Origin of the sequence: Amycolatopsis nalaikhensis, assembly GCF_030264295.1 — a bacterium.
Taxonomy (GTDB): Bacteria; Actinomycetota; Actinomycetes; order Mycobacteriales; family Pseudonocardiaceae; genus Amycolatopsis; species Amycolatopsis nalaikhensis.
The window spans coordinates 5,159,431-5,180,018 of sequence record NZ_CP127173.1 but is presented as its reverse complement, the minus strand read 5'-3'; the positions used below and the strand labels follow the sequence as shown (position 1 = coordinate 5,180,018).

Here is a 20,588-nt window from a genome sequence, read left to right as displayed (position 1 = left end):
CCTGCGTTACGGTTTACGGGAGCGAGGGAGGGTCGAGGTGGCGGAGACCGACGACGGTTTCGAGGGCTGGCTGCGGGACCGCCTGCCCGAGCGGGGGCTGCGGCCGAAATCGGCCGCCGTGCTGGAGGTCCTGGTCTCCCAGCCGAGGCGGGCCTCCTTCGGGTCGACGGCCGAGCTGGCCCAGCTCGCCGGGGTCAACGTCGCGACCGTGACGCGCACGGCGCAGGCGCTCGGCTTCGCCGGCTGGCCGGCGTTGCAGCAGGAGCTGCGGGCGCGCTACATGTCGTCGCTGAGCGCCCCGCAGGTCGCCGAAGAGCACCGCGGCGTCGACTCGCCGGGTTCGGCCTCCCTGCGTCGCGACCTCGACAGCCTCGCGCTGCTGAACCGGCGCTTCGACGAAGAGGTGCTCCGCGAGGTCGCGCGCGCCATCGCCGCCGCGCGCCGGACGCTGGTGATCGCCGACGGCAGCTACGCGGCGGTCGGGATCGCGCTGGCGCACAACGCGCGGCTGGCCGGCTACGACGTCCACGCGGTGACGGCGGGCGACGCGGAACTGGCGAACCAGACCGCGAAGATGACCGGCGACGACGTCCTGGTGGCGATCAGCTTCTGGCGCCTGTACGAGAGCACGGTCCAGGCGGCGAACGAGGCGAAGCACCGGGGCGCGCGCGTCTTCGCGATCACCGACGCGGCGAGCCCGGCGCTGGCGGGCGCGGCCGAACACGTGCTGATGGTGCCCGCCGAAGGCGTCACGTTCTTCCCGTCCCTGACCGCCGGCATGGCGCTGGCGCAGGCGATCGTCGCCCAGCTGGCCGCGGTCGACCCGGCGCGCACCAGCGAGTCCATCGAGGCGGCCGAGGCGATGTGGTCGCGCTTCGACCTGCTCCACCGGCGTCCCTCGGGCAAGCCGTGAGCCCTCGCCTCGGCCTGCTGTACCCGACGCGCGACTGCGGCGAAGACGACTTCGCCGACCTGTGCCGCCGTCTCGACCCGGCCATCGACCTGGACTTCGCCTACCCGGAGTGGGATCCGGGCATCGGCGACGTCGAGGACCTCGACGCCGCGGGCCAGGCGGCGGCCGTGCGCGCGCTCGGGGCGCCGGAAAGCCTGACCAAGGCCGCGGACGGGTTCGCCGAGCCGCCGGACGTCGTCAGCTGGGCCTGCTCCAGCTGCAGCTTCACCCACGGTCTCGACGGCGCGCGCGAGCAGGCCGACGCGCTGTCCGCGCACCTCGGCGTCCCGGCGAGCAGCACGTCGCTGGCCTACCTCGCCGCACTGGACCGGCTGGGCGTCGACCGCGTCGCGCTCGCCTCCGTCTACCACCCGGACCTGACGGATGTCTTCGCCGCTTTCCTCGCCGAGGCGGGCGTGACGACGGTCCACTCCGTCTCGGCCGACGCGGGCTCCGACCGCGCGCTCGCGACGTGGGACGCCGACCGGATCCGGGACCTCGCCACCGCGGCCGACCACGGCGACGCGCGCGCCGTGCTCGTCCCGGAAACCGCCCTGCACACCACGCCGTCGCTGGCCGAGCTGGAGGAACGGCTCGGGAAGCCGGTGCTGACCGCGACCGCCGTCACCGTGCGCCACGCGCTCGATCTGGCGGGCGCCACCCGGGAGCGTGGCGGGCTCGGAACGCTCTTCGCTGCTACGGGCGACGGCCGTCGGCCGAACTCATCCGCGCGGTGAACCGCGCCGCGACGTCGCGGAGCTTGATGTTCGTGTGCTGCGATTCGACGATCAGCCGTTGCATCGCCGCGTCCTCGTTCACCCGGTGGATCAGCATCAGCATGCCCTTGGCCTGCTCGATCACCGCGCGCGTCTCCATCGCGTTGCGGAGCTCGTCGGCGAGTCTTCGCGCTTCCCGGTAGCGGCGGGTCAGCCGCAGGACGGTCTCCACGCACAACGTGAACAGCCGCAGCACCTTCGTGTCGAACTCGTGGTAGCCGTGGGCGCCGAAGCCGAACAGCGTGATCGCGCCGACCAGGGTGTCGTCCACGCGCAGCGGCACCGCGAGGTAGCTGCCGACGCCGACCTCCTTGGCCGCCTCGACGAACTCGGGCCACTGCCCGCCGGTGCCGCCGACGGCCACGCGCACGACCTCACCGGTGAGCGCGGCACGCAGGCCGGGCCCGTCGCCCGCCGCGTACTGCACGTCGTCGATGATCCGGGCGCGCTCGTCGGTGAACGCCGCGGTGCGGGTCACGCCGTCGCGGACCACCATGATGCTGGCCAGGTCCGCGTCCGGCACCACGCGGACCGCTTCGCCGCAGACGGCGTCGAGCAACCCGGGTGTGTCGGACACCGATTCGAGGACCCCGACGAGGTCCGCCAGGACGGCGTTCAGCTCGTCGACCCGCTCCGCCATGCCGTCGCCAGTGGTCGGCAAGGCCCACCCCTCCCATGCGTCAAGCGGCGAGCACGGGGATGAGCTCGCCAGCAGCGTCAACCGAGACCACCGCTGGCGTTTCAACGGGTCCGGGTGAACTCTACCGGCCGGACCCGCCGGTTTGGCGACGGCCGCGCCGGGTAGCCGGACGGTGCGGAGGTGAGACACGATGACCACGGACAACCCGGCGGTGGACGACGAGCTGTGGACCGAGTTCCACCGCGTGGTGAACATGACGTCCCGCGAGCTGGAGGACTGGCTCCGCACGCGCGACGCGGGCCCGGAGGACGAGCCGCTGCCCGACGAGGCCGGGCCGCCGACGGGTCACCAGGTGCTGGGCATCCTGCGCAAACGCCGCTCGGACGTGACCGCCCACGACGCCGAGGTGATGCGCAAGGTGGTCGGCCGGGTCCACGAGCAACGCCGTGACGACCTCGAGCCGACGGCCGGTGAGGCCCACTGGCGGCGTCGCCTGATGTCGGTGGGCCACGACCCGCTGAAACCGGCGGAGTGAGCCGGGCGGGCTGAAGGGGACGTTCAGGGCATCTGATGAGCTGAAGGGCCCTTTCCTGTCATCTGATGGCAGGAAAGGGCCCTTCAGCCCACCCGGGCCGGGCGGGCTGGCGGGCTAGATCTTCTGCCGCGCCCGGAACTCGGCCACCTTGGCCCGGTTCCCGCACGACCGCATGTCGCACCACCGCCGCGCCTGCTTGCGCGACTGGTCGACGTACAGCCGCGTGCACTCGGGCGCCGCGCACTCCTTGATCGTCGACGACCCGCCGAGCAGTTCCACGGCCGCGCGGGCCACCTCGGTCAACGCCGCGTCGAGCCCGCCCGACCGGCGCACCGACCCGTCGTCGGCGAGGCTCACCTTGACGCCTGGGCCCGCGGCTGCCTCGTTGAGCACCCGCCGGTCCGCCGCCCGCTGACCGCTCCCCTCGATCGACGCCAACGCCAGCCGGTACACCGCTTCCCGCAGCCGGACCGTCGCCGCGAACCCCGCGTCGTCCACCGCCACCGGGCGGTCGACCAGGCCCGCGCCCGCCACCCAGCGGGCCACGTCGGCCGGGCCGGTGAGCAGTTCCAGGACGTCGGTGCGCCGGTGGCCGACCGTGCCGACCAGGTCCAGGGCGAGGTTCCCGGTGCCGTACTTGAAGTCCACGAGCGTCAGCGTAACCGTCTGGACAGGTTACCGCCACGGCTGCTAGCTTCCCCGTAACCACACTGACCGGTTACCAGGAGGCGCGATGAAAGCCGTGTTCGTGCTGCTGTGGAGCAGTGCCTTCATCGCCGCCGTGTTCGGCACCGCCGCCGTTCCGCCACTGCTGCTGACCTTCTCGCGATTCGCGCTCGCGGGCGTGCTGCTCGCGGTGATCGCCTGGGTGTCGCGCTCGCCGTGGCCGCGCGGGCGGCAGCTGCTGCACGTCGCCGTCACCGGGCTGCTCATGCAGGCCGTGCAGTTCGGCGCCTTCTACCTGGCGATCGCGCGCGGGCTGCCCGGCGGCGTCGTGGCCCTCGTGCAGGGCCTCAACCCGGTGGTCATCGCGCTGCTCGCGGGCGGGCTGCTCGGCGAGCGGATCACCCGCGCGCAGTGGCTCGGCTTCGCGGTCGGCGGCGCCGGGGTCGCGCTCGCCGTCGCCGACCAGCTGCACGTCTCGGTGTCCGGCATCGTGCTCTGCTTCGTCGGCCTGCTGGGCTTGAGTTTCGGCACGGTGTACCAGAAGCGCTTCGCCACCGGCGCCGACGTGCGCAGCGGCACCGCGGTGCACTTCCTGGTCAGCGCGCCGGTCGTCGGGCTCGCGTCGCTGCTGCTGGAGACACCGCACGTCGGCGACTGGACGGCGTTCGGGCTCTCGCTGGGGTGGATCGTGCTGGTCAACTCCGTCGGCACGTTCCTGTTGCTGAACTTCATGCTGCGCCGCGAGGCCGCGAGCCGGGTCGGCACGCTGTTCTTCCTGACGCCGGCCGTCACCGCGCTGCTCGCCTGGCTGATCAACGGCCAGACCCTGGACGGGGTGACCGTCCTGGGCCTGGCCGTCGGGGGCCTCGGGGTGCTGCTGGCCGGGCTGAGCAGCCCCCGTTTTCCACGCTATCGGAGGGGACCGACGGAACCGGTCAGCGCGGAACCGCCTGCCAGCGCTGGTTCGGGCCGTTGGTCGGCCGGTACAGCCCGATCGGGGCGCCGTCCGCGCGCGACTCGCCGATGACGTCCAGCAGCTGACCGGTAGCCGCGTTGACGAACGTCCACGTGCCGTCGCCCGTCGTCGACAGCGTCCACTCCGCCGCCGCGCCCGTCGTTCCCGGCGGGGCCAGCGTCACCGCGCCGCCGGACGTGCCGAGCACCTGGCCCGTGGCCGCCGACGCGATCGTGAACCGATCGCGGCTGCCGTAGCGGCCCGTGCGGTCGGTCAACGTCCACCGCTGCGCCGCCGCCGACGCGTCCGTCGTCCGCTGGACCAGCGTGCCGTTCTCCGCCGACAGCGACTTCCCGCTCTGGACCCCGGTGAACGTGACCGGCTTGCCGGTGCCGAGGCCCGTGCCCGCGGCCGTCGACGAGACGCCGTCGACGACGAACGTCGTCACCGACCGCGCCGGCACCCGCAGGCTCGCCTTGCCCGCCGCCACCCGCACCGGTTTGCCCCGCTTCAGCGCTCCGGTGACGTCCGTGACGACCGGCGTCACCATGGCGCCGGGCCGGACGGTGCCGAAGCCGGACAGGTCCAGGGTGACGTCCTGCTCCGCGGTGCCCGGGTTCACGTGGACCACCGAAGCCAGGTCCTCGCCGCGCATCGCGGCCGTCGACGCGGTGTCGTTCGACGCGATCAGGCGGTCGCCCGGCCGGATGAAGTGGGTGAAGTTCCGCATCGTGTCGAACTTCGTGTTCGTCCGGATCGGACAGTCGGCGCTCGTGCAGTCGAACGGGACCTGGATCTCGCCCCAGTTCATCCCGGCCGCGGATTCCCCGCCGGGCTTCATGTTGTTGTAGTCCTCGATCGGCTGCCAGCTGACCCACGCGCTCGGCTCGAGCAGGCGCAGGTCGTCGGTGATCTGCGTGGCCATCCCGAGACCCGGGTCCATGCTGGTGAAGTCCTGCCGGTCCAGCCAGCTGCCGCCGACCTCGCTCATCCACAACGGCTTGGCCGCGCCCTTGGCGATGTCCCGCGGGATGGGCCGGTTGCCGGTGCCGTAGGTGTGCACGTTCAGCCGTCCCGCCGCCGCACGGGCGGCCGCCGACCAGCCGGTCCAGTCCGCGGCGAAGATGTCCGGGTTCGTCTCGTCGGGCGCGGAAACCGTGGTCCCCGGCAGCGCCGCGGCCATCGCCGGGATCAGCTGGGACTGCACCGACGGCCCGATGTGCGCGCCCTCCTGCCGCCCGCCGGTCGGGTTGCCGTCGGCGCCGAGGGTGGTCTTCCAGTAGTTCGTGTTCGGCTCGTTCATCGGGTTCACCGAGGAGAACTTGATGCCGTGCGCGCGTTCGAGGGTCCGCACCACCTGCGCGAGGTACGCGGTGAAGTCGCCGATCTTGTCCGGGCGCAGCTGTTCGTCGGTGGCGTTGAAGCCGCCGGAGACATAACCCGAGACCGTCTGGAAGTACGGCGGCGAGTTGCTGAACGCCTCCCACTTCGTGACGCGGTTCTTGATCTTGTCGACCCACCAGCGCTGGTTCGGGTCCGCGTCCGGGTCGAACTCGGCCGGGTCGCCGGGCGTCCACCAGTCCTTGTCGGCGCGGGTGGTGCCCGCCGGGGCCGTCCACCAGCCCGGCACCGCGCCGCCCGCGCGCAGGTACGACGGGACGTCGGGGGCGTTGCCACCGCCGATGTTGAACCGGGCGATGTTGAGGTTCAGTCCGGTCGGGCCGAAGACGAGGTCGGCCAGGCGGTCGCGGACGGCGTCGGGGTAGCCGCCGGTCGCCTCGGCCATCCACGCCAGGCTGGCGCCCCAGCCTTCGAACGGCTGCTGCCGGTAGGTGGGATCGGGTTTCACGGTGACCGCGGTCGCCGCGTCGGCCGGGGCGGCGGCGACCGCACCTCCGACCAAGGGGACACAAAGGACGGTGAGCAAACGCCGGAACGTGCGGTTCATCGTCGAACTGCCCTTCGTTTCGGTGGGGACTTCTCAGGCCTCCGTGTGGCCCAGCAGCGGCCGCGGCACGAACCGGGCCGCCGGGTCGAGCATCGTGTCCAGTTCGAGCACGACGAGTTCGTTGGCCCCGGCGCGGACCACCGGCCGCGGCACGTACAGCGTCCGCTGCGGCCCGCGCCGCCAGTACCGGCCGAGCGGGAACCCGTTGAACCACGCCAGGCCCTTGCCCCACTCCCCGGTGTCGAGGAACAGGTCGGCGGGGGCGGCGAAGTCTACGTCGGCGCGCAGCAGCACCGGCCCGGCTACCGGACCGTCCACAGTGGTCGCGGCGGTCGGCCGCAGGGACGGCACCTTGTCCAGGTCGACCGGCAGCACGTCCCAGCCGGTCAGCGGTGCGCCGTGCAGCGAAGCCCCGCCGATGATCCCTTTCGCCTCGCCGATCCGCGGCCCGTAGTCGACGCGGCCCTGGTCCTCGACCAGCACCAGCAGCTCGCCGCGCGCCCTCGGCAGCGCGAGCGCGCGCTCGTGGTGGTCCCGCTGGAGGGTGCCGACGCGCTCGCCGTCGAAGAACACCGTCGCGCGGTCGCGGACCTCGCCGAACGCCAGCACACCCGGCCGGTCCCCCGTCACCGTGGTGCGCAGCAGCGCCAGGCGCGGCATCGGCGTCAGGGCGTCGAACACCGGCAGTTCCTCGTGGAACTCCCAGGTGCCCCACTCCGCCGGTGCGTCGAGCAGCCGGACGGGGTCGCGCAAGGGCCCCTCGGACGTCGGCGCGGGCCGGGCCGGCGGCGGAACACTGTCGGGCACCTTGTGGTACCGCGCGATCACGTCCCGGAAGGCGTGGTACTTCGGCGTCGGGTCACCGGCTTCGTCGAGCGGCGCGTCGTAGTCGTAGGACGTCACCAGCGGCTGGTAGACGCCCTTGTCGTTGGCGCCGTTGGTGAGGCCGAAGTTCGTGCCGCCGTGGAACATGTACAGGTTGACCGACGCGCCCGCCGCGAGCAGCGCGTCGAGTCCGGCCGCGGCGTCCGCCGCCGACGTCGTGTGGTGGTGCGCGCCCCAGTGGTCGAACCAGCCGTTCCAGAACTCACTGCACATCAGCGGTCCGGTCGGCTGGTGCGCCCGCAGGATCGCGAGCCGCTCCTCGGCACCGGAACCGAACGACGCCGTGCGGTGCACCCCGTCGATACTGCCCGCCTCGAGCATCTCCGGCGTCGGCTGGTCCACTGTGGTCAGTGGCACGGTGATGCCGGAGGCCCTCGTGTGTTCGGCAAGCGCTTCCAGGTACCGCTTGTCGTCGCCGAAGGCGCCGTACTCGTTCTCGACCTGGACCAGCAGCACCGGCCCGCCGCGGTCGATCTGGTGCGGTGCGACGACTTCGTACACGCGGGTCAGGTATTCGCGTACCGCGGCCAGGTACTTCGGCTCGTAACGCCGGACCCCCACGGACGGGTCGCGTAACAGCCACGCGGGCAGGCCGCCGTTGTCCCACTCCGCGCAGATGTACGGGCCGGGCCGCACGATCGCGTACATCCCGGCCTCGGCGACGAGCCGCAGGAAGCGGTCCAGGTCGAGGCCGCCGGAGAGGTCGAACGTGCCGGGTTCGGGCGCGTGCGCGTTCCACGGCACGTACGTCTCGATGGTGTTCAAGCCCATCCGCCGGGCCTTGTCGATCCGGTCGGCCCACAGGTCCGGGTGCACGCGGAAGTAGTGCAGGGCACCGGAAAGGATCCGGAACGGCTGCCCGTCGAGCAGGAAGTCGGTCTCCCCGATCGCGAACTCAGGCATGGTTGCCCGCCTCCGGGCTCAGCTGGAGCACGGTCCAGGACAGCGGTGGCAGTGTCACGGTGATGGTCGTCCCCCCTGGGTCGGACGTCACGGCGGTGCCGGGCAAGGGCACCGGCCGGACCGGGTGCGTGTCGGCGGTGTTGGTCGTGTGGCGCGTCCCGCCCTCGGGTGTGGTCAGGGTTTCGGCGGCGTAGACGCGGAACCGCGCGCCGCGCAGGCGGATCCGGACCTCCGTCGGCGACGTCGTCGCGCGGTTGGTGAGGAACACCGCGCCACGCCCGGACTCCGCGACCGTCGCGGCGGCGTCGACGAGGTCGACCTCGCCGTGCTGCGCGGTGCGCAGGCGCTCGCCCTCGACGTCCAGGCGCAGGCTCGCCCCGGCCGCCAGCGCGGCGACCTGCCGGAACGGGTGGAACGTCGTCTGCCGCCACGCCGGGCCACCGGGCTCGGTGCGGATCGGCGCGATGACGTTCACCAGCTGCGCCTGGTTGGCCATGGTGACGCGGTCGACGTTGCGCAGCAAAGAGGACAGCAGCGAGCCGACGACGACCGCGTCGGTGACGGTGTAGTCGTCCTCGATGATCCGCGGGTGCTCCCGCCAGCCGCCTTCGGCGAGCCGCGCCTGGTCGACCTCGTTCCAGCGGCGCAGGTCCCAGACGTTCCACTCGTCGACGCTGATCCCGATCTTCTTGTCCAGGCCCAGTTCGGCGAGCGTCTCGTCGATGATCCCCGCGGTGGTACCGATGAAGCGGTCCAACGCGGCGCCGCTGGCCAGGTAGCTGTCGGTGTCGCCGTGCAGCTCCTGGTAGTAGGCGTGCAGCGAGATGTGGTCGACCAGCTCGGCGGTGTGGCGCAGCACCGTGCGTTCCCACTCGCCGAACGTCGGCATGTCCGCGTGCGAGCTGCCCGCGACGACCAGTTCGACGTCCGGGTCGATCATCCGCATGAGCCGCGCGGTCTCGGCGGCCAGGCGGCCGTACTCGTCGGCCGTCTTGTGGCCGATCTGCCACGGGCCGTCCATCTCGTTGCCCAGGCACCAGAGCTTGAAGCCGAACGGGCGGTCGGCGCCGTTCGCGCGGCGCCACTCGCTCAGCGACGTGCCGCCCGGGTGGTTGCAGTACTCGAGGACGTCGGCGGCCTCCTGGATGCCACGGGTGCCGAGGTTGACCGCGTACATCACCTCGGCACCCGCGGCCTCGGCCCACGCGACGAACTCGTGCAGGCCGAAGCGGTTGGACTCGAAGCTGTGCCAGGCCGGGTCGAGCCGGACGGGCCGGTCCGGCCCGACGCCGTCTTCCCAGCGGTAGCTCGAGACGAAGTTGCCGCCCGGGTACCGGAGCACGGTCGGCCCCAGTTCCCGCACCAGCTCCAGGACGTCGCCGCGGAAGCCGCGAGCGTCCGCCGTGGAGTGACCGGGTTCGTAGAGTCCGGTGTAGACGGACCGGCCCATGTGCTCGACGAACGAGCCGAAGAGGCGGCGCGGGACCGGGCCGATCACCCGGCCCGCGTCGCCTTCGATGTGGACGGTCATCCGGCGCTGACCGTGAAGCCCTGCTGGTTGCCGTAGTCGACGATGGCCTGCTGCCAGGCCGCCAGCCCGGCGTCGAGGCCGGTGGCGTTCAGGTAGGCCTTGCCGGCGGTGTCGCTGAAGACGCTGTTGGCGTAGGTCTGGTACGGCAGGTACGTCCAGCCCGGCGCGACGTCCTTCGACGCCTGCGTCAGCACCTGGTTGATCTTCTGGCCGCCGAAGTACGGGACGGCCTGGTCGACGAACGCGGGCGCGGTCAGGTCGGCCGTGGTGGACGGGAAGCCGCCGCTCTTGATGAACGGCTGGACGCCGCCGTCGTGGTTGAGCCAGCGCACGAACGCCGCGGCCAGCGCCGGGTTCTTGCTCTGCTTGACCACCGACTGCGTGCTGCCGCCGTTCTCCGCGGTGACGGGCTTGCCGTCGTAGGTCGGCATCGGCGCGACCGCCCACTTGCCGCTGCCGCCGGGCACCGAGGAGATGAAGTTGCCCGGCATCCAGGCGCCGGTGACCAGCGAGGAGATGGTGCCGTCGCCGAGGGCGCGGAACCAGTCGTCGGACCACTCCTTGACCGGGGCGAGGAGCTTGGCCTGGATCAGCTGGTCCCACATCGCGGTCCACTTCTTCGTGCCCGCGTCGCCGAAGTTCACCTTGACGTTCCGGCCGTCGACGCTGAACGGGCGCCCACCGGCCTGCCAGATCATGCTCAGCGCGAACCCGGGGTCACCGGTGTCGGAGGTGATGTACTTGGTGGGGTCGGCGGCGTGCAGCTTCTTGGCCGCCGCGATGTACTCGTCCCACGTCTTCGGCACGGCGATGCCGTTCTTGTCGAAGACTTCCTTGTTGTAGAACAACGCCATCGGACCCGAGTCCTGGGGCAGGCCGTACAGCCCGTTGTTGCTCTTGACCTGGGCCCAGGTCGAGGCGCTGTAGTCCTTTTCGAACGCGCCGAAGCCGTACTGGTCGAGGTTGACCAGGGAATCGGTCAGCGCGAACTGCGGGAGCGCGTAGTACTCGATCTGCGCGACGTCGGGCGCGCCGGAGCCCGCCTTGATCGCGTTCTGGAGCTTGGTGTACTCCTCCTTGTTCGTCCCGGCGTTGACGTAGTTCACCTTGACGTTCGGGTACTGCTTCTCGAACGCGGCGACCTGGTCCTTCGCCGAGGGCGTCCAGCTCCAGTAGGTGATCGTGCCGCCCGCCTTGAGCGCGGCGTCGACGGAGTCCTGGGTGCCGGTGGCGGCGGCGGGCCCGGACGTGCTGCCGGACGAGCAACCGGCCGCCAGTGCGGCGGCCAGTGCCACGGCGGCGAACGCCTTGGCACGCAAGCGGATACGTGACATCGAGTGTCCCTTCACGACGGTGTGACGGCGGCTATTGCTTGACGCTGCCCGCGCTCAGCCCGGACTGCCAGAACCGTTGCATGAGCAGGAAAGCGAGGACGAGGGGGATGATCGTGAGCAGGGAGCCGGTGAGCACCAGGTTGAAGATCGGCTGCGCGCCGGCGCCGTTGGCCTGCGCGCTCCACTGGTTGAGCCCGACGGTCAGCGGGTACCACTGGGGCTCGCTGAGCATGATCAGCGGGAGGAAGTAGTTGTTCCAGGTCTGCACCATGGTGAACAGCGCGACCGTGACGATCCCGGGCGCGAGCTGGCGCAGCGTCACGGTGAGGAAGATGCGCAGCTCCCCCGCGCCGTCGATGCGCGCGGCTTCCATCAGCTCGTCGGGGATGGCGTCGGCTGCGTAAACCCAGATCAGGTAGAGGCCGAACGGGCTGATCAGCGACGGGATGATGATCGCGAGCGGGGTGTTGGTCAGCCCGAGCTTGCTGAACATGAGGAACGTCGGCACGGCGAGCGCGGTCGTGGGTACGGCGACGGCGCCGAGGACGATCGCGAACACCGCGCGGCGGCCGGGGAAGCGGTACTTGGCCAGCCCGTAGCCCGCCGCCGTCGCCAGGATGGTCGCGCCGCCCGCGCCGACCACGACGTACAGCAAGGTGTTGCCCAGCCAGCGGAAGAAGATCCCGTCGTTGTAGGTGAACGTCTGGGCGATGTTGTCGAAGAGCGCGAACGAGCCGCCGAACGACAGGCCGGACGTCGTGAACAGCGCGGGCTGCGTCTTGGACGCGTTGATCACCAGCCACACCAGCGGCACCAGCGTGTAGATCAGGTACAGCGCCATGACGGCGGTGAGGACGCGGGACTTGCGCGGGCGCGTCAGCACGTCACATCCCCTTCCGGGAGCCGCGCAGCTGCACGACGTAGGCGATGATCGCGGTGATCACGCCCATCACGATCGCGACGGTGGCGGAGTAGTTGTACTGCTGCCCGCCGAAGGAGAGGTTGTAGGCGTACATGTTCGGCGTGTAGAAGGTGCCGATCACGTTGGGCACCAGGTTGCGCATGATGTTCGGCTCGTTGAACAGCTGGAAGCTGCCGATGATCGAGAAGATCGTCGCGATCACGATGGCGCCCCGGATCGCCGGGAGCTTGACCGAGAGGATCGTGCGGAACGTGCCGGCGCCGTCGATCGCGGCGGCCTCGAACAGCTCCTTCGGGATCACCTTCAGCGCGGAGTAGAAGATCAGCATGTTGTAGCCGACGAACTCCCAGGTGACGATGTTGCCGATCGAGGCGAGCAGCCAGTTCGCCGACAACGGCTTGATCGCGTCGGTGCCGAGCAGGTGGTTCAGGTCGGCGGCGAGTCCGAAGTGGTCACCGTAGATGAAGCCCCACATGAGCGCGGCGACGACGGCGGGCACGGCGTACGGCAGGAAGATCACGATCCGGAAGAACCCGGCGGCGTGCAGCCGGGCGCTGTCGATCGCGAGCGCCGCGACGAGCGCGAGCAGCAGCATGATCGGCACCTGCACGGCGAGGAACACCAGCACCCGCTGGAAGGACTCCCAGAACTTCGGGTCGGCGAGCACCTGCGCGTAGTTGTCGGCGCCGACGAAGGTGGTGCCGCCGAAGAAGGCCTGGTCGCGGAACAGGCTGAGGACGAAGGCGTAGACGACGGGCGCGACGAAGGTCAGCGCGAACACGAGCATGAAGGGGGCGACGAAGAGCCAGCCGCGCCATTTCCGCCGCGGCCGACGGGCGGCCGTCGCCTGGCGGGACGGCGCCGGAACGGGCGGAGCCGCTGTGGACGTCATCGTCTCTCCGGTGTTCGCGTGGATGTTTACGTCAACATGGACGGTCGGAGGGTAACGTGTTGACGTAAACATGTCCAGGACACCCGGAGGAGACACCGTGCCGACAGCATCCCCGCGCCGTGGACCGTCGATGGCGGACGTCGCGCGCGAGGCGGGCGTGTCCGGCCAGACGGTGTCCCGTGTGGCGAACGGCAAGACCAACGTGGACGACGCCACGCGCGAGCGGGTGCTGGCGGCGATGCGCCGGATCGGCTACCGGCCCAACAGCGCGGCGCGGGCGTTGCGCAACGGCAAGTTCCGCAGCATCGGCGTGATCATTTCGGCGCTGCCGACGTTCGGCAACAGCCGCACGCTGGACGCCATCGCGGCGGCGGTGGTGCCGGAGGGATTTTCGATCATCCTGATGCCGGTGACGCGCCCGACGCAGGGCGAGGTGACGGGGGCGTTCAGCAAGCTGAACGAGCAGGCCGTGGACGGCGTGATCATCCTGATCGAGCAGCACCAGCTGGACCAGAGCGAGATCGAGCTGCCGCACGGGCTCCCGGTGGTGGTGATCGACTCGAGCGCGCGCTACGACTACCCGGTGGTGGACAACGACCAGGCGGACGGCGCGGCGACGGCGACCCGGCACCTGCTTTCGCTGGGGCACGCGACGGTGTGGCACATCGCGGGACCACCGCAGTCTTATTCGGCCGAGCGGCGCCGGAAGTCTTGGCAGGCCACATTGGAGCGTGCCGGGGCGGTGGTGCCGCCGGTGCTGACCGGGGATTGGTCGCCCGCGTCGGGGTACGAGGCGGGATTGACGCTGGCGGCGGACCCTTCGGTGACGGCGGTGTTCGCGGCGAACGACCAGATGGCGTTGGGATTGCTGCGGGCGTTGCACGAGGCCGGGCGGCGGGTGCCGTCGGAGGTCAGCGTGGTGGGGTTTGACGACATGGAGGAGTCGGCGCACTTCTGGCCACCGTTGACGACGATCCGGCAGTCTTTCGAGGCCGTGGGACGGCATGCGGTGGATGCGTTGTTGGCGGAGATCGAGACCGGAGCGGAGGTCGGGGAGCCGGTGACGGTGCCGACGGAGTTGGTGGTGCGCTCGAGTACGGCGCCGCCGCCCGCGAGGTCTTGAATGAGTCATTCAGGACCTCCGAAGACCTGAATGAGTCATTCAAGACCTCTGCCTGGGCTCGGGCTGCGGAGCGTCACCCCGGCGAGATTCTCGTTTCAGCGCGCGGCAAGCGGGGCATTCCCGGCCACCGAGCCGGGACCGCCCGTCCCGGCGAACGTCGCAGTGGTGTGGACCATCCGGTCGCACCGCGGAAACGAGGCCGCCGTGCTCGCCATTCTCGCCGCCGTGCTCTTCGGGCTCGCCCTGCTCATGGAACTGGCCGGGTTCGGGCTCGGCCCGGTCATCACCACCGGCACGCTGACCACCGCCGGGCTCTTGTGCGTCGCCCTGCACCTGGCCGGCGTCGCCACCGATCGGTCGCGGTTCACCCGGCGGCGGCGCCGTCGGTGACCCGGCGCAGCACCTGGGCGAACACTTCACTCGACTGCGCGCCCGCCACGCCGTACCGCTGGTCGATCACGAAGAACGGCACGCCGCTCGCGCCGAGGGCCCGCGCCTGCTCGCCGTCCGCCGCCACTTCGGCTTCGTACGCGTCGGATTCGAGGACCGCGCGGGCTTCTTCGGCGTCGAGACCGGCTTCGGCCGCCAGCTCCACGAGCGAGTCCCGGTCGAAGATCGACCGCGACTCCGTGAAGTACGCGCGGTAGAACCGCTCGACGACGGCGTCGGCCATCCCCCGCTCGGCCGCGAGGTGCACGAGCCGGTGGCCGTCGACGGTGTTGCCCATGTGGGCATCGGCGAGGTGGTACTCGAGGCCGTCGGCGGCCGCGCGTTCCTCCATCTGCGCCTGCATCGCGTCGGCTTCTTCCGGTGTCCGCCCGTACTTCTCGGCCAGCACCTCGCGCGTCGGGCGCGATGTCCCGCGCGGGAACGACGGGTCGAGCTGGAACGAGTGGTGCACCACCTCGACGTCGACGCCGAGTTCGGCGACCGCCCGTTCGAAGCGGCGTTTGCCGAGATAGCACCAGGGACAGACGAGATCGGACCAGATGTCGACGCGCACGACTCCAAGCTAGCCGAAGGGCCGGCGCGCACTTCAAGGTAACCGGCGGCGACCTGCGGATAGGGTGGGCCGGTGACCGTCTCGACCGACGACATCGTCCGGCACGCGGCGCGGCTGCTGTTCGCCGGAAGCCGCCTCGACCTCGGCCGGATGGCCGCCGAACTGGGGATTTCGCGCACGACGTTCTTCCGCCGCGTCGGCAACCGCGACGACCTGATGGGCGCCGGCCTGCGGCTGCTGTCCGACCGGACCTGGCAGCGGGCGCTGGACCACTGGCACGAGCGGCACGGCGACGCGGTCCGGTCACCGGACGGGCGCCTGCGGTGCCTCGGGGTGATGGAGGAGTACCGCCGCGAGGTGGCCGCGAGCGAGGGCATGCGCAAGCTGATCGAGGCGGAGTCGACGGTGGCGCTGCGCGTCCTGACCGACCCGCGCGGCGCGGTCCAACCGGCACTGGTGGACGCGCACGTGGACCTGTTCAGCGCGGACGCCGAGGCGGCCGGGCTGACGCCGTTGGTGGATCTGCCGGACCTGGCGTTCGCCGTGGTGCGGCTCGGCGAGTCGTTCCTGTACGCGGACGTGCTGGCGGCCCGGACGGTGGACCTCAAGGTGGCGACAACCCTGCTGGACACGCTGGTCCGCGGCGCCCTGGAGCCAACCACGCCCCGCTGACGGGCCCGCCCCAAGCGCCCCAATGTGGCCTTCGGTGCGTCTGACGCACCCAAGGCGGCCTTCGGTGCGTCAGACGCAACCAAGGCCGCCTTGGGGCGCTCGGGTCCAGCCGCCCGCCCTCCGCAAGGTGAGCGGGCTGCTGAGCAAGCGCACAGTCCGTCAACCACTCACCCGTTCGGCCGTTGTGGAACATTTCGGCTAAGTGTTTCATAAGCGGCGGGAAAGCGGTTACCCCGCGTCCCGCACGCGGCCCCTTCTCCGGTGCCGTGCCACGGTTCCACTGGTCCGCCCGTCCGTGTCCGGGCGCGCTTTCGCCTGCCCGGGGAAAGAGAGCGATCCATGTCCGTACTCACCAGCCCGCCGACGTCGTCTGGCTCGGGTGAGAAAATTTCCCGCCGACGCCCTTGGCGCGCCAAGGTCGCCGGGGTCTTCGCCGGCGTGCTGGCGCTCAGCACCGCTGTCGCCTCGCCCGCGCCCGCCGCCGACAACCCCTACGAACGGGGCCCCGATCCGACCACCGCCAGCATCGAAGCCAGCCGGGGGTCGTTCGCGACCAGCACCGTCAGCGTGTCGCGGCTGGCCGTCTCCGGGTTCGGCGGTGGCACCATCTACTACCCCACCAGCACGACCGCCGGCACCTTCGGCGCGATCTCGATCGCGCCCGGCTTCACCGCGACGCAGTCGAGCATCGCCTGGCTGGGCCCGCGCCTCGCCTCGCAGGGCTTCGTGGTCTTCACCATCGACACCATCACCACCAGCGACCAGCCCGACAGCCGCGGCAGGCAGCTGCTCGCCTCGCTCGACTACCTGACGCAGCAGAGCTCGGTGCGCTCGCGCATCGACAGCAGCAGGCTCGGCGTCGTCGGGCACTCGATGGGTGGCGGCGGCACCCTGGAGGCGGCGCGCTCGCGGCCGTCGCTGCAGGCCGCCGTGCCGCTGACCGGGTGGAACCTCACCAAGAACTGGTCGACGCTGCGGGTGCCGACGCTCGTCGTCGGGGCCGAAGCCGACACCATCGCGCCGGTCGCGACGCACTCCATCCCGTTCTACACCAGTCTGCCGTCCACTTTGGACCGCGCGTACCTCGAACTGCGCGGCGCCAGCCACTTCGCGCCGAACACGTCGAACACGACGATCGCGAAGTACACGCTGTCCTGGCTCAAGCGGTTCATCGACAACGACACCCGCTACGAGCAGTTCCTGTGCCCGATCCCGAGCACCAGCCTGTCCATTTCGGACTACCGCGGCAACTGCCCGCACACGAGCTGAGCCGAGGCCCCCGGGAGCGCGTCTCCCGGGGGTTCCTCACATCGTCACGACGACCTTTCCCTTGGCGTGTCCCGCTTCCTGGTACGCGATCGCCGCGCGCAGGTCGGCGAACGGGTAGCTCCGGTCGATCACCGGTGTCAGCGCACCCCGTTCCGCCAGCGCGGCGAGCTTCCCCAGCACCGCCTTCTTGTCCGGGCAGCCCACCGCGTCCGCGAGCACGGCCCGCCGCCGCGCGAGCGGGCTCGCCGCCAACGTCCCGAACGCGTGCCCGGCCGGTTGCAGCCAGCGTCCGGCCGGGCCGCCGACCGCGACGAACGTGCCGTCGCGCTCCAGCACCCGGCGGCAGGCCAGGAGTGACCGGCTGCCCGCGATGTCCAGCACGACGTCGTAGCGCCGCCCGCTCCGCGTGAAGTCCGCCGCGCGGTAGTCGAGAACATGCTCCGCGCCCAGCAAAACGGCGACGTCGGCGTTGGCCGCGCCGCACACCGCGTCGACGTTCGCGCCGAGCGCTTTCGCCAGCTGGACGGCGAACGTTCCGACTCCGCCGGAAGCGCCGTTGACCAGCACCCGCTGCCCGGCCGCGACGCCGTTCAGGGCGACCCGCGCGGTGACCGCCGCCATCGGCATCGCCGCCGCCTGCTCGTGGGTGAGGTTCGGCGGCATCGGCGCGAGCAGGTCCTCCGGCACGCAGACGTACTCGGCGTAGGCGCCGTGCGGCAGCAGCGCGTAGACGTCGTCACCCGGGTTGAACACAGACCCCGGCGTCTCGACCCGCCCCGCGAGGTCGCAGCCGAGGACGCCGACCCGCGGGCGGCGCAGGCCGAACCCGCCGGTCATCAGCCGCGCGACGTACGGCTCCCCTCTCATGAAGTGCCAGTCGTACGGGTTGACCGACGTCGCGCGCACCCGGACCAGCACCTCACCGTCGGCCGGCACGGGGTCGGGCACGTCTTCGAAAACCAGGGCTTCCGGTGGGCCGTACACGCGCTGGACCAGGGCTTTCATGACGCCTCCCGACGTTCTTACAATGTAAGTCTTACGTCGTAAGGTACGCCGTACACCGTAAGGCCGTCAACGAGCGCACCTTGTACGATCACCGGCGTGGCCACCCCGACCGAGCGGATCCCGCTGAGCCGCGAGCGCGTGCTGCACGCCGCGGTCGAGCTGGCCGACGCGCACGGCCTGCCCGCCGTCACCATGCGCCGCCTCGCCGAAGAGCTCGGCGCCGAAGCGATGTCGCTCTACTACCACGTGGCCAAGAAGGAAGACGTGCTCGACGGGATCGTCGACGTCGTCGCCCACGAGATCAACGACGCCGTCGCCCGGGTCGAACCGGGCGCGGACTGGAAGCAGACCGTGCGACGCCGGATCCTCGCCGCGCGCGAGGTGTTCCTCCGCCACCGGTGGGCGCCGGAACTGTTCGCGACGCGGTCGTCGACGAGCACGGCCGTCCTGCGCTACTACGACGAGCTGGTCGGCCTGATGCGCGCGGGCGGGTTCTCCTACGACCTGGTGCACCACGCGCTGCACGCGCTGGGCAGCCGCGCGCTCGGCTTCAGCCAGGAGCTGTTCGACCCCGGCGCCGGCGCGTCCACGGACGTCCCTACCGAGCTGGCCGCGCAGCTGCCGAACCTGGTCGGCATGCTCGGCGAGATCGCCCACGACGACCCGGACTCGACCCTCGGCTGGTGCGACGACCAGCGCGAGTTCGAGTTCGGCCTCGACGTCATCCTCGACGGGCTGGACCGCCTGCGCGCGTGAGCCCACCAGGTGGAACCGCGGCGGCCGCCGTCGCGGCCGGAGCAGAATCGACGGCGTGTCGCGACCACTGCGGAAGCTCGGCTTCCTGACCATCGGCCTGTTCGACCCCGCCGACCCGCGCCGGGGCCACGAGTCGACGCTGGAGATCATCGAACTGGGCGAACGGCTCGGGTTCGACAGCGCCTGGGTGCGGCACCGGCACCTGCAGCACGGCATCTCCTCGCCGGTCGCCGTGCTGGCCGCCGCGTCGCAGCGGACCCGCCGGATCGAGCTCGGCACCGCCGTCATCCCGCTCGGCTGGGAGAACCCGCTGCGGCTGGCCGAAGACCTCGCCACCGTCGACCTGCTGTCCGGCGGACGGCTCAACCCGGGTATCAGCGTCGGCCCGCCGATGCGCTTCGACGAGGTCAAGGGAGCGCTCTACCCGGACACCGCCGACGCCGAAGACTTCGGCTACGGCCGCGTGCAACGGCTGCTGGACTTCGTGCGCGGCAAGCCCGCGACCGGCTTCAGGGGCACCGAAGGCTTCGAGGTGTTCTCCGACCGGGTCCAGCCGCAGTCGCCCGGGCTCGGCAGCCGCCTCTGGTACGGCGGGGCCAGCCTGCGCTCGGCCGAGTGGGCGGGCGAGCACGCGATGAACTTCCTGACCAGCAGCGTGGTGAAGGCCGAGGGCGAGAGCCGCGACTTCGCGGAGATCCAGCTGTCGCACATCCAGGCGTTCCGCGCCCGCCACCCGGACGGCGAGACGGCCCGCGTCTCGCAGGGCCTGGTCGTGGTCCCGACCGACCGCGCGACGCCCGAGCAGCGCGCGAAATACGAGGCGTACGCGGCGAAACGGCTGCCACGCACCAAGGAACCGCAAGGTCCCGCGCGGATGCTGTTCTCCCCCGACTACGTCGGCACTTCCGCCGAGATCGCCGAGCGGCTCCACGCGCACGCGGCGTTCCGCGAGGTCGACGAGGTGGCCTTCGCCCTGCCGTTCACCTTCGACCACGAAGACTACGTGCAGATCCTCACCGACATCGCGGAACGCCTCGGCCCCCTGCTGGGACGCTGACTACTTGTTGGTGCCCGGGGTGAGCACCTTGTCGATCACGAAGACCGTGGCGTTCTTGGTCGGGATGTTGCCGCACAGGACCTTCGCGCCGTTGACGGTCATGTTCTCGCCGGAGCCCTCGATCTTCAGCGGGCCGCCCGCGGTGTTCAGCGACTCCAGCGAACCGGCCGCCTCGAGCCCCTTGGCGTCGTAGCGCTTGCCGACGACGTGGTACTGCAGGATCGGCGCCAGCTCGGCCGGCTTGCCCGCCAGCTCAGTGAACTTCGCGTCGCCCAGGGCGGCGAAGGCCGGGTCGGCCGGCGCGAACACGGTGATGGCCTGCTGGCTGTTGAGGGTGTCGACCAGGTTGGTGGCCTTGACGGCGGCCACCAGCTTGGTCAGCAACGGGTTCGTCGACGCGGCCGAGGCGACCGGCTGCGGGCCCATCGAGTCGAGCGAGCCGGGCGCGGACCCCTGCGGCAGCTGCGAACAGGCAGGACCGAAGACGTCGGCGTTGGTGGTCACGCCGTCCGAAGCGGCGGCGCTGGGCGACGGCGCGGCCATCGAAGACGACGGCGCCATCGAGCTGCTGGAGCTGCCGGAGGAAGCGGTGTCGCTGCTGCTGCACGCGGTCAGCGAAAGCGCGGCGACGGCGGCGACGCCGAATCCGGCGACACGAAGCTTGGTCACGAAAATCACTCCAAAGGAAGCGGCTGAGAACTTCTTCTTGCCCGGTATTCGGAGCTACCGGAAAATCGGATTGGTGCCTATTAGGGTGACCCGGG

At 71.0% G+C, this 20,588-nt stretch carries 21 protein-coding genes; 10 read left to right on the top strand and 11 right to left on the bottom strand.

The window, feature by feature from the left end:
• Positions 1-37: 37 nt before the first annotated feature.
• Both QP939_RS25615 and QP939_RS25610 read left to right on the top strand, forming a co-directional pair.
• Positions 38-913: a MurR/RpiR family transcriptional regulator gene (locus tag QP939_RS25615; protein WP_285459388.1), complete on the top strand. Its 876-nt coding sequence runs from the start codon at positions 38-40 to the stop codon at positions 911-913.
• Positions 910-1,689: a maleate cis-trans isomerase family protein gene (locus QP939_RS25610; protein ID WP_285459387.1), complete on the top strand. Its 780-nt coding sequence runs from the start codon at positions 910-912 to the stop codon at positions 1,687-1,689. Before QP939_RS25615 ends, QP939_RS25610 begins: the two co-directional genes overlap by 4 nt.
• Here the strand turns inward: QP939_RS25610 and QP939_RS25605 are convergent.
• Positions 1,649-2,368 (bottom strand): ANTAR domain-containing response regulator, encoded by a 720-nt coding sequence (locus QP939_RS25605; RefSeq protein WP_285459847.1) that lies wholly within the window; start codon positions 2,366-2,368, stop codon positions 1,649-1,651. The two genes, QP939_RS25610 and QP939_RS25605, sit on opposite strands and share 41 nt — an antisense overlap.
• A gap of 190 nt (positions 2,369-2,558) precedes the next feature.
• Here QP939_RS25605 and QP939_RS25600 point away from each other — a divergent pair, with 190 nt between their 5' ends.
• The gene (locus QP939_RS25600) at positions 2,559-2,903 is read left to right on the top strand and encodes a DUF3140 domain-containing protein (protein WP_285459385.1); all 345 of its coding nucleotides are present in this window, start codon (positions 2,559-2,561) and stop codon (positions 2,901-2,903) included.
• Positions 2,904-3,017: 114 nt separating this feature from the next.
• On the opposite strand, the gene QP939_RS25595 is transcribed toward QP939_RS25600, so the two are convergent.
• Positions 3,018-3,551 carry a CGNR zinc finger domain-containing protein gene (locus QP939_RS25595; protein ID WP_285459383.1) on the bottom strand — a complete coding sequence of 178 codons (534 nt, stop codon included), beginning with the start codon at positions 3,549-3,551 and terminating at the stop codon, positions 3,018-3,020.
• Between the two features lie 85 nt (positions 3,552-3,636).
• Here QP939_RS25595 and QP939_RS25590 point away from each other — a divergent pair, with 85 nt between their 5' ends.
• Positions 3,637-4,596: a DMT family transporter gene (locus tag QP939_RS25590; RefSeq protein WP_285459381.1), complete on the top strand. Its 960-nt coding sequence runs from the start codon at positions 3,637-3,639 to the stop codon at positions 4,594-4,596.
• On the opposite strand, the gene QP939_RS25585 is transcribed toward QP939_RS25590, so the two are convergent.
• Genes QP939_RS25585 through QP939_RS25560 form a run of 6 tightly spaced genes read right to left on the bottom strand, consistent with a single transcriptional unit; the run spans position 4,505 to position 12,939 of the window.
• Positions 4,505-6,472 (bottom strand): RICIN domain-containing protein, encoded by a 1,968-nt coding sequence (locus tag QP939_RS25585; protein ID WP_285459379.1) that lies wholly within the window; start codon positions 6,470-6,472, stop codon positions 4,505-4,507. The genes QP939_RS25590 and QP939_RS25585 overlap by 92 nt on opposite strands.
• Before the next feature lie 33 nt (positions 6,473-6,505).
• Complete coding sequence (locus tag QP939_RS25580; protein WP_285459378.1) at positions 6,506-8,260, bottom strand: glycoside hydrolase family 35 protein; 1,755 nt, start codon at positions 8,258-8,260, stop codon at positions 6,506-6,508.
• On the bottom strand, positions 8,253-9,791 hold the full coding sequence (locus QP939_RS25575; protein ID WP_285459376.1) for an alpha-N-arabinofuranosidase: 1,539 nt from the start codon (positions 9,789-9,791) through the stop codon (positions 8,253-8,255). The genes QP939_RS25580 and QP939_RS25575 overlap by 8 nt, the downstream gene beginning before the upstream one ends.
• Entirely contained in the window at positions 9,788-11,125 is a 1,338-nt protein-coding gene (locus QP939_RS25570) for an ABC transporter substrate-binding protein (protein ID WP_285459374.1), read from the bottom strand. The genes QP939_RS25575 and QP939_RS25570 overlap by 4 nt, the downstream gene beginning before the upstream one ends.
• A gap of 31 nt (positions 11,126-11,156) precedes the next feature.
• Positions 11,157-11,966 carry a carbohydrate ABC transporter permease gene (locus QP939_RS25565; protein ID WP_285459846.1) on the bottom strand — a complete coding sequence of 270 codons (810 nt, stop codon included), beginning with the start codon at positions 11,964-11,966 and terminating at the stop codon, positions 11,157-11,159.
• 43 nt (positions 11,967-12,009) lie between these two features.
• Positions 12,010-12,939: a carbohydrate ABC transporter permease gene (locus tag QP939_RS25560; protein WP_285459372.1), complete on the bottom strand. Its 930-nt coding sequence runs from the start codon at positions 12,937-12,939 to the stop codon at positions 12,010-12,012.
• Positions 12,940-13,069: 130 nt separating this feature from the next.
• Between QP939_RS25560 and QP939_RS25555 the strand changes: the two genes are divergently transcribed.
• Complete coding sequence (locus tag QP939_RS25555) at positions 13,070-14,062, top strand: LacI family DNA-binding transcriptional regulator (protein ID WP_285459845.1); 993 nt, start codon at positions 13,070-13,072, stop codon at positions 14,060-14,062.
• A 165-nt stretch (positions 14,063-14,227) separates the two neighbouring features.
• A complete protein-coding gene (locus QP939_RS25550) occupies positions 14,228-14,452 on the top strand; it encodes a hypothetical protein (RefSeq protein ID WP_285459370.1) in 225 nt (74 codons plus the stop codon).
• On the opposite strand, the gene QP939_RS25545 is transcribed toward QP939_RS25550, so the two are convergent.
• Positions 14,427-15,053, bottom strand: a complete 627-nt coding sequence (locus QP939_RS25545; RefSeq protein WP_352252728.1) for a DsbA family oxidoreductase — start codon at positions 15,051-15,053, stop codon at positions 14,427-14,429. The two genes, QP939_RS25550 and QP939_RS25545, sit on opposite strands and share 26 nt — an antisense overlap.
• Positions 15,054-15,137: 84 nt before the next feature.
• Between QP939_RS25545 and QP939_RS25540 the strand changes: the two genes are divergently transcribed.
• Both QP939_RS25540 and bdeA read left to right on the top strand, forming a co-directional pair.
• Positions 15,138-15,737, top strand: coding sequence for a QsdR family transcriptional regulator (locus QP939_RS25540; protein WP_285459368.1), 600 nt, complete (start codon positions 15,138-15,140; stop codon positions 15,735-15,737).
• Positions 15,738-16,076: 339 nt separating this feature from the next.
• Positions 16,077-17,006, top strand: a complete 930-nt coding sequence (gene bdeA, locus QP939_RS25535) for a bis(hydroxyethyl) terephthalate hydrolase (protein WP_285459366.1) — start codon at positions 16,077-16,079, stop codon at positions 17,004-17,006.
• Positions 17,007-17,042: 36 nt separating this feature from the next.
• Here the strand turns inward: bdeA and QP939_RS25530 are convergent, their stop codons facing one another.
• Entirely contained in the window at positions 17,043-18,011 is a 969-nt protein-coding gene (locus QP939_RS25530) for an NAD(P)-dependent alcohol dehydrogenase (RefSeq protein WP_285459365.1), read from the bottom strand.
• Between the two features lie 96 nt (positions 18,012-18,107).
• Between QP939_RS25530 and QP939_RS25525 the strand changes: the two genes are divergently transcribed.
• Positions 18,108-18,767, top strand: coding sequence for a TetR/AcrR family transcriptional regulator (locus tag QP939_RS25525; protein ID WP_285459363.1), 660 nt, complete (start codon positions 18,108-18,110; stop codon positions 18,765-18,767).
• Positions 18,768-18,822: 55 nt separating this feature from the next.
• Positions 18,823-19,824 carry an LLM class flavin-dependent oxidoreductase gene (locus QP939_RS25520; RefSeq protein ID WP_285459362.1) on the top strand — a complete coding sequence of 334 codons (1,002 nt, stop codon included), beginning with the start codon at positions 18,823-18,825 and terminating at the stop codon, positions 19,822-19,824.
• Here the strand turns inward: QP939_RS25520 and QP939_RS25515 are convergent, their stop codons facing one another.
• A complete protein-coding gene (locus tag QP939_RS25515; RefSeq protein WP_285459361.1) occupies positions 19,825-20,493 on the bottom strand; it encodes a fasciclin domain-containing protein in 669 nt (222 codons plus the stop codon).
• Between the last annotated feature and the right edge of the window lie 95 nt (positions 20,494-20,588).